This is a genomic window from Mycobacterium sp. (genome assembly GCF_035640695.1).
Taxonomy (GTDB): Bacteria; Actinomycetota; Actinomycetes; order Mycobacteriales; family Mycobacteriaceae; genus Mycobacterium.
The window spans coordinates 46,223-54,936 of sequence record NZ_DASQVQ010000008.1 but is presented as its reverse complement, the minus strand read 5'-3'; the positions used below and the strand labels follow the sequence as shown (position 1 = coordinate 54,936).

Below are 8,714 nucleotides of genomic sequence, written 5' to 3'. Positions count from 1 at the left end.
CCATGACGACCGGGAAGCGATGTTGTCTGTGGATCATCTTTCAAATGCGCCGCGGCGGGCAGACAGCGCGGTTCCACCGATGGGGTTGGCCGCCTGGCTACACGAAACGTGACGACACCGATTTCGACGAAACTCGCGATTAGCTGGATTAAGGTCACCTTATGAATGAGGCAGCATAGCCGCGGCGCACTCCTCGCCGGTCCATACCGAACAGGCGGGCTTACGTCAGGGGTTCGAGCAGGCTTCGGCTCAAGCGGCCTGTCGCAAAGGCCCAACGGCGGTTGACACCGAGGATGCGGGGTTATGTCAGGGGTTCGAGCAAGCTTCGGCTCAAGCGGCCTGTCGCAAAGGCTCAATGGCTCAACCGGCCGGGTGATATCTCCAGACGGCTGTGGCTCTGCCTGCTGGTCAGCCTCGTCGTCGACGGGGTCGGGACAATTGGTCTTGCATTCTTGAACGTCATTCTCGCGACAACTTTGCTAAGAATGGCGGGATCGGTTGTTTTGCTTGCAATTGGAGTGGCGAACCTGTGGGCTTTTAATTCCACACTGAGGGGAAGACAAGCGTGGGCGAGAGACAGTGTTATCGCCCAATTGCTCGTGCTAGTGCTGGCATTATCCTTTTTGTTGTTGGACGTGCGGAGCCTGCTAAAGAATGGAAGCTGGACCGCCATTGCGGTAATAGCAATTGCGATATCGATCGCTGTCATCGCCGTCGGATGGGTTATTTTTCTCTGGGAATGGATGGTCTCTGTTCCCGACAGGGCAGCCGAATCCGATTCTGTGATTGCGGCGCGCACGAGTCGGCTAACAACGATCGTGACAGCACTGATCACGGCCATCGTTGGGATTACGGGAACCATCTCCGCGGCCTTCGTGAGCTACAACAACAATATAAAACAGCTTACCAACGAAAAAGACAAACTGGCGTCGCAGATTACTCATGAAGATTCAAAGTCCCGCATAGAATTTCTCCGACAAGAGCGCGAGAAGGTATACGCTGATTTTTCTGAACAACTGGGTGCGACCGAAAACTCATTGATAAATCTGACGGCTCTGTTCGTGCCCACTGGCCCTCGGCCCACTAAGGGGACATACGACAAAGCTTTCGCAGATTGGCAGACCAACTTCGCTAAGCTAGCCACAACGGAAGTTCGCTTGCGTCTCGTGGCTTCGGAACCCGTTCGAGACGTAAGCGCGGAAGAGATAGCCACCCTCGGGAAATTCACGCAACGAGCGGTTGTTGCGGGGAAATACGTCGACGGCGGCTTGCCAGACGACGATTACTACAAATCGATTCCAGTGACGAGAGACGAAGCCTGCGAGCTCGACTCGACGCTATACAAATTCGAAACGGCGGCGCGCGCGGATGTGGGTGCCGAGGAAGGCGTCCACTCGAGTATATGCGTAAACGGACGCATGGTAATCAGTCCTGCGCGTTTCGGTAAATGAAATGCGGTGCGATGCCGCGCACTGCTACCTCAGCCAGCTCGGGCGCTAACGTAGGCTCGCCGACGTCGGGCCTTAGGGTTTGAGTGCACTGATGCTGGCAGCGAAAAGGTCTCGCGTACCGGCAGAAGATGTAGCTAGCGCAGCACCGCGCTGACGTAGCTGAGGTTCGCGAACGGCGCCGTCATCTCGTCGTCGCGAAACTCGAAGCCGTTGGCGGCGTACGCTTCCCGCATCGGCAGCGCGGACACGTCCCAGCCCAGTGACGTCAGGTATTCGGTGACGTGACTGCGCTCACCGTGGTAGACCAGGTCGGCCATCTCGATGTCGTGGCCGTACTTCTTCAACCGCTCGGAAATGCGTCGCAATCGACCGCCGGCAAAGACGGTCATGTCGGGGATGTGTTCGGTGGCCACGCGGCTGCCCGGCACGCTCAGATCGGTGATGTTGTCGAACAGTCGGTCCTGCGCCTCGGGCGGCAGATAGACCAGCAGCCCCTCGGCGATCCATGCCGTTGGCTCGGTTCGATCAAATCCGTTTTGCACCAGCGCTTTCGGCCAATCGTGACGCAAGTCGATGCCGACCGCCCGCCGCTCGGCGGTGGGTTCGGCGCCGAGGCCGGCCAGCGTCCTCGTCTTGAACTCGATGACCTCGGGCTGGTCGACCTCGTAGACGACGGTGCCGTCGGGCCACGGCAATCGGTAGGCGCGCGCGTCCAGCCCCGCGGCCAGGATCACCGCCTGGCGCACGCCCGCGGCGGTCGCCTCGGTGAACAGGCGGTCGAAGAAGCGGGTGCGCACCGCTATGCCCTCGGCCGCGCGCCGCATGTTGAATTCTGGGTCGACGTCGTCGAGATCGATCTCACCGTCGATCAACCGGATGAAGAATTCGGCGCCGACCGCGCGCACCAGCGGCTCGGCGAACGGGTCGTTGATCAACCCGGCGCGGGTGCCGACCACGCGTTGAGAGGCGACCATGGTGGCGGTCGCGCCCACGCTGGACGCCAAATCCCAAGTGTCATTGTCGGTTCGGGCCATCATGTTCCTTCACTCACGGACCGCGGTGACCGCAATCGTGTTTCGTAATGCGGCGGACGCGTCGTCGTCCGGCATCTGGCGCCGGTGCGCGGCGAACAGCTCCGCTCTGGTCCGGGTGGACACCCGCCAGCCGTGGGCGGTCAGGTACTCGGTCACGGCGTTGCGCTCGCCGTGATACATCAGCTCGGACAGGTTGAGGTTCAACCCGCCTTCCTGCCACCGGCGGCTCACGATTTTGCTGCGCTCGGCCAGCGCCGCACCGTCGGGGTGATATTCGGTGGCCAGCCGGCTGCCGCCGGCACTGAGCGCGCTGATCGCGTCGAACAGCCGATCCTGGGCCTCCGGCGGCAGATAAACCAACAGGCCTTCCGCGCTCCACGCCGTCGGTTGGGTGGTCGCGTCGAACCCGTTGTCCCGCAACGCCGCAGGCCAGTCGTCGCGAAGGTCGACGGCCACCACCCGACGGTCGGCGGCCGGTTCGGCGCCGAGGCTGGCCAGTGTCCTGCTCTTGAACTCCATCACGCCCGGGACGTCGATCTCGTACACGACGGTGCCGGTCGGCCATGGCAACCGGTAAGCGCGCGAATCGAGACCCGAGGCCAGGATCACCGCCTGCCGGATGCCGGCGTCGGCCGCGGTCGTGAAGAAGTCGTCGAAGAAACGGGTGCGAACGGCAATCAGATCGACGGAACGGCCCAGGTTGAACTTCGGATCGTCGCTGAGGTCGGCCAACGACAGGTCGCCGTCGAGCACCTTGGTGAAGAAGTCGATCCCGACCGCCTGCGCCAGCGGTGCGGCGAACGGATCGTTGATCAACGGGTCGGGCAGCTTGCTGGCCAGCGCCCTGACGGTGGCAACCATCGTCGCCGTCGCGCCCACACTGGACGCCAGATCCCAGGTGTCGTTATCCGAGCGCGCCATCGCCGACCCCTACTTCAGCACCGCGCTGACGTAAACCACCTCACCGAACGGCGTCTCGTCGACGAGTGGTTCCAGCCCGTACTTGGCGAACAGCTCCTTGGTGGTGCTGGCCGCCGTCTCCCAGCCGTGGGTGTTCAGGTACTCCGCCGCCTCGTTGCGGTCACCGAAGTACACGAGCTCTGTCATGTCGAGATCGAAGCCGTGCTCGCGCCAACGGGCGGAGATGGTGCGCATCCGCTCCTTGATCGCCTCCTCGTCGTCCTCGCGGTGGATCGGGATGCTCTCGGTCGCGAAGCGGCTGCCCTCGGCGCACAGCGCGGTGACGTTGTCCAGCAGCCGGTCCTGCGCGTCCGGCGGCAGGTAGCCCAGCAGGCCCTCGGCGATCCACGCGGTCGGCTGGTCGGGGTCGAAACCCGCCTCCCGCAGCGCCGTTGGCCAGTCGTAGCGCAGGTCGATGGCCACGGTCCGGCGCTCGGCGGTCGGCTCGGCACCCAGGCCGGCCAGCGTCGTGGTCTTGAACTCGATCACCTGAGGCTGGTCGATCTCGTAAACGATGGTGCCCGCCGGCCACGGCAGCCGGTAGCCCCGCGCGTCCAGACCGGCGGCCAGGATCACCACCTGGCGGATACCGTCGCGGGTCGCGTCGAGGAAGAACTCGTCGAAGAACTTCGTGCGGGCCGCCATGTTGTCGGCCATCTGCCGCATGCCGCGGGCCTGATCGTCGTCGAGGTCGACCAGATCGAGTTCGCCGCGCACCATCCGGGTGAACACGTCGATGCCCACCGCCTCGACGAGCGGCTGGGCGAACGGATCGTTGATCAACGGTTTCGCGTCGTTGGTCGCCCGCGCCCGGGCCGCGGCCACCATCGTCGCCGTCGCGCCCACGCTGGAAGCCAGGTCCCAGGTGTCGTTGTCCGTGCGCGCCATCCCCAACCCCTTAGTACTTAGCCTATGTAACGACGCAACTGTACCCCTCGCACCTGGCCGTGGGGCCGTCAGCCGGGTCCGGGCGAACTGTTAGGCTCATAACTTGTTCGGCGCGTGACTTCGGCATGCCCAAAGGCATGTTGCTGCGTCGGCGCGACAGAGGTTTACCCGACGCTGGCAGGGCCAGCCCAAAAAGGCATGCCGCGGGCCGGACTGGGCCGCGCAGGAGGACGAGTGCTTTCGGCTTTCATTTCATCGCTGCGCACAGCCGACCTGAGACGCAAGATCCTGTTCACGCTGGGCATCGTCATCCTCTACCGGGTCGGCGCGTCGCTCCCTTCGCCGGGGGTGAACTACCGCAATGTGCACCAGTGCATTCAGCAGGTCAGCGGCGGCGACTCGGCGCAGATCTATTCGCTGATCAACCTGTTCTCCGGCGGCGCGCTGCTTCGGTTGACGGTGTTCGCGGTCGGCGTGATGCCCTACATCACCGCGAGCATCATCGTGCAGCTGCTCACGGTCGTGATCCCGCGCTTCGAACAACTGCGCAAGGAAGGCCAGTCCGGCCAGGCCAAGATGACGCAGTACACCCGTTACCTGGCGATCGCGCTGGCCATCCTGCAGGCCACGAGCATCGTCGCGCTGGCGGCCAACGGCGGCCTGCTGCAGGGCTGCACCCTCGACATCATCTCCGACCAGTCGATCTTCACGCTGGTCGTCATCGTGCTGGTGATGACCGCAGGCGCGGGGCTGGTGATGTGGATGGGCGAGCTGGTCACCGAGCGGGGCATCGGCAACGGCATGTCGCTGCTGATCTTCGCCGGTATCGCCGCCCGGATCCCGGCCGAGGGCAAGACGATCCTCGACACCCGCGGCGGCGTGGTGTTCGCTGCGGTGTGCGCGGCCGCGCTGGTGATCATCATCGGCGTGGTCTTCGTCGAGCAGGGGCAGCGCCGCATCCCGGTGCAATACGCCAAGCGCATGGTGGGCCGGCGCATGTACGGCGGCACCTCCACGTATCTGCCGCTGAAGGTCAATCAGGCCGGCGTCATCCCGGTGATCTTCGCGTCGTCGCTGATCTACATCCCGCACCTGATCACGCAGCTGGTCCGCAGCGGCGCCGGCACCCGGGGCAACAGCTGGTGGGACAAGTTCGTCGGCAACTACTTGTCGGACCCCAGCAGCCCGGTCTACATCGCGATCTACTTCGGGTTGATCATTTTCTTCACGTATTTCTACGTGTCGATCACGTTCAATCCCGACGAGCGTGCCGACGAAATGAAGAAATTCGGTGGATTCATTCCCGGTATCCGGCCGGGCCGCCCCACCGCGGACTATCTGCGCTATGTGTTGAACCGGATCACCCTTCCCGGTTCTATCTACCTCGGCGTGATCGCGGTGCTGCCGAACCTGTTCCTGCAGATCGGCAACACCGGTGGTGTTCAGAACTTGCCGTTCGGCGGCACCGCGGTTCTGATCATGATTGGGGTCGGTTTGGATACGGTCAAACAGATCGAATCCCAACTCATGCAGCGCAACTACGAAGGGTTCCTGAAGTGAGAATCATCCTGCTCGGACCACCGGGCGCGGGTAAGGGCACGCAGGCCGAGAAGCTGTCCGAGAAGCTCGGTGTCCCGCAGATCTCCACCGGGGAACTCTTCCGCAGCAACATCGACCAGGGCACCGAGCTCGGGCTGGAGGCCAAGCGCTACCTCGACGCGGGCGATCTGGTGCCGTCGGAGCTGACCAACAAGCTGGTCGAGGACCGGATCAGCCAACCCGATGCCGCCGACGGCTTCATTCTCGACGGGTACCCCCGCTCGGTGGAGCAGGCCGACGCGCTGCGCAGGATGCTGGAGGCCCACGGCACCAAGATCGACGCCGTGATCGAGCTGCAAGTCTGCGAGGAAGAGCTGCGCAAGCGGCTCAAGGGCCGCGGCCGCGCCGACGACACCGAAGAGGTCATCCACAACCGGATGAAGGTGTACCGCCAGGAGACCGAGCCGCTGCTCGAGTACTACCGCAACGAGCTGAAGCCGGTCGACGCGGTGGGCTCGCTCGACGAAGTCTTCGCGCGCGCCCTGCGGGCCCTGGGCAAATAGCCGATGCTCGCGCTGCTGGGGCTGCGCAACCGGAAAGTGGTTCCGCAGCGCAGCGCCGATGAACTCGACGCGATGGCCGCCGCCGGGTCGCTGGTCGCGTCCGCGCTGCTGGCGGTGCGTCAGGCCGCCATCCCCGGGGTGTCGACGCTGGCCCTCGACCAGATCGCCGAGACGGTGATACGCGACGGCGGCGGCACGCCGTCGTTCCTCGGTTACCACGGCTACCCGGCGACGATCTGCTCGTCGGTCAACGACCGCGTCGTGCACGGCATCCCGTCGGCCGCCGAGATTCTGGCGCCCGGCGACTTGGTCTCGATCGACTGCGGCGCGATCGTCGACGGCTGGCACGGCGACGCCGCGATCACCCTCGGCGTCGGCACCCTGATCCCGATCGACGAGGCGCTGTCGCAGGCGACGAAGGCGGCGCTGGAGGCCGGGATCGCGGCAATGCTGCCCGGCAGCCGGCTCACCGACGTTTCGCACGCGATCGAGACGGCCACCCGCGCGGCGGAGCAGCGCTACGGCCGCGCGTTCTCGATCGTGGCGGGCTACGGCGGCCACGGCATCGGCCGGCAGATGCACGCCGACCCGTTTCTGCCCAACGAGGGACCGCCGGGCCGCGGCCCGCTGCTGGCCCCGGGATCGGTGCTCGCGATCGAGCCGATGCTGACCCTGGGGACTGCCAAAACCGTCGTGTTGGACGACGAATGGACGGTCGCTACCGCCGACGGGTCCCGTGCGGCACACTGGGAGCACAGCGTGGCGGTCACCGAGGCCGGACCCCGCGTGCTGACCGCCTGAGGGCAGCACCGCAGCGACCCGGGAATCGGCCCGAAACCGACGCTCAGCCAGCGATTATTATGGTCACCGGTTGAACCGAACCGACCTCCACTACGTGTCAAAGGCGCAAGGTCGGGAGGTTGCGATGGAAGATCCGGAGGCCGCGTTGATGCGGGTGCTCTACGACGAGCACGCCGCGGCCTTGTGGCGCTATGCGCTGCGGCTGACCGGAGACCAGGCTCGCGCCGAGGATGTGGTGCAGGAGACGTTGCTGCGTGCATGGCAGCACCCGGAGGTCGCCGATGACACCGAGCGGTCGGCGCGGGCCTGGCTGTTCACCGTCGCCCGGAACATGATCATCGATGAACGGCGGAGCGCGAGGTTCCGCAACGAGGTGGGCGCGCTGGATGGGTCCGGCACACCGGAGAAGGCCGGACCCGATGAGGTCAACACCGCGCTGGACCGGCTGCTGATCGGCGACGCGATGGCACAACTGTCGCCTGACCACCGCGCGGTGATCCGCCGCTCCTACTATATGGGCTGGTCAACGGCGCAGATTGCCGAAGACCTCGACATAGCTGAAGGGACCGTGAAGTCAAGATTGCACTACGCCGTGCGGGCCTTGCGGCTCACGTTGCAGGAAATGGGGGTGACGCGATGATTCAGTTCGGTGACACCCACGACTACGCGATGTGGGACGCCGCCTATGTGCTGGGTTCACTGTCCAGCGCGGACCGGCGTGAGTACGAAGAGCACCTGGCCACGTGTCAGGCATGCCGCGACGCCGTCAGCGAGCTGTCCGGGATGCCGGCGTTGCTGGCACGGCTGGACCGCGACGACGTCGCCGCGATCGACGATGGTGACGCCGACTCCGCGATGGCCACCCCGCCGCTGCCACAGATGTTGACGTCGCTGTTGGCCAAGGTCAGCTGGCGCCGGCGCCGTTCCCGGATGCTGACCTGGACGGTGGCCGCCGCGGCGGCCGTGGTGCTGGCCCTCGGCGTGTTCGTGGCCTTGCAGGCCACTCCGCCGGCCAACCCGACAGCGCCGCCGCAGCCCTCGGCGACCGCGATGACGCTGATGCAGGTCAAGCCGAGCGAAATAACCGCGACAATGACGCTCAACAGCCACAGCTGGGGCACTCGCATCGACATGAACTGCACCTATGCGGCGCCCGCAGCAGGCCCGGGCAACGACTCGGACGAGGCCGGCGACAAGCTGGCGATGGTGGTCGTCGGGCGCGACGGCACCCAAGCTCAGCTCGCCACCTGGGTCGGCCTGGCCGGCGTTCCCGCGACGCCGGGCGGCAGCACGTCGATGCCGATGCGCGAAATTGCTGCGGTGCAAATCGTCTCGGCCGACACCGGAGAGGTGCTGCTGCAGCGAAGCCTCTGATCTCCGACGGGGGATAGCACCTCCCGGTTGTGGGGAAAGAGCACGGCCGCTGGGGTCTTAACCCAGCGGTGCGGTTGCAAGCACGCCCAAACAAAAAGTTCGGC

General features: G+C 65.1%; 9 protein-coding genes. 6 read left to right on the top strand and 3 right to left on the bottom strand.

Annotation, left to right across the window (positions count from 1 at the left end):
- Positions 1-293: 293 nt before the first annotated feature.
- A complete protein-coding gene (locus tag VE759_RS01605; protein ID WP_324927588.1) occupies positions 294-1,451 on the top strand; it encodes a hypothetical protein in 1,158 nt (385 codons plus the stop codon).
- Between the two features lie 134 nt (positions 1,452-1,585).
- Here the strand turns inward: VE759_RS01605 and VE759_RS01600 are convergent, their stop codons facing one another.
- From VE759_RS01600 to VE759_RS01590, 3 genes are read right to left on the bottom strand one after another with little or no spacing between them, the layout of a single operon-like run.
- Entirely contained in the window at positions 1,586-2,485 is a 900-nt protein-coding gene (locus tag VE759_RS01600) for a class I SAM-dependent methyltransferase (protein ID WP_324927586.1), read from the bottom strand.
- A 9-nt stretch (positions 2,486-2,494) separates the two neighbouring features.
- Positions 2,495-3,406 (bottom strand): class I SAM-dependent methyltransferase, encoded by a 912-nt coding sequence (locus VE759_RS01595; RefSeq protein ID WP_324927584.1) that lies wholly within the window; start codon positions 3,404-3,406, stop codon positions 2,495-2,497.
- 9 nt (positions 3,407-3,415) lie between these two features.
- A complete protein-coding gene (locus VE759_RS01590) occupies positions 3,416-4,333 on the bottom strand; it encodes a class I SAM-dependent methyltransferase (protein ID WP_324927582.1) in 918 nt (305 codons plus the stop codon).
- 234 nt (positions 4,334-4,567) lie between these two features.
- Here VE759_RS01590 and secY point away from each other — a divergent pair, with 234 nt between their 5' ends.
- The 5 genes from secY to VE759_RS01565 all read left to right on the top strand — a co-directional run bounded on the left by secY (position 4,568) and on the right by VE759_RS01565 (position 8,610).
- Positions 4,568-5,893, top strand: coding sequence for a preprotein translocase subunit SecY (gene secY / locus VE759_RS01585; protein ID WP_324927580.1), 1,326 nt, complete (start codon positions 4,568-4,570; stop codon positions 5,891-5,893).
- Positions 5,890-6,435 (top strand): adenylate kinase, encoded by a 546-nt coding sequence (locus tag VE759_RS01580; protein ID WP_324927578.1) that lies wholly within the window; start codon positions 5,890-5,892, stop codon positions 6,433-6,435. The genes secY and VE759_RS01580 overlap by 4 nt, the downstream gene beginning before the upstream one ends.
- Before the next feature lie 3 nt (positions 6,436-6,438).
- A complete protein-coding gene (gene map / locus VE759_RS01575) occupies positions 6,439-7,236 on the top strand; it encodes a type I methionyl aminopeptidase (protein WP_324927576.1) in 798 nt (265 codons plus the stop codon).
- Positions 7,237-7,360: 124 nt separating this feature from the next.
- Positions 7,361-7,876, top strand: a complete 516-nt coding sequence (locus VE759_RS01570) for a sigma-70 family RNA polymerase sigma factor (RefSeq protein WP_324927574.1) — start codon at positions 7,361-7,363, stop codon at positions 7,874-7,876.
- Complete coding sequence (locus VE759_RS01565) at positions 7,873-8,610, top strand: anti-sigma factor family protein (protein ID WP_324927572.1); 738 nt, start codon at positions 7,873-7,875, stop codon at positions 8,608-8,610. Before VE759_RS01570 ends, VE759_RS01565 begins: the two co-directional genes overlap by 4 nt.
- The last annotated feature ends 104 nt before the right edge of the window (positions 8,611-8,714 follow it).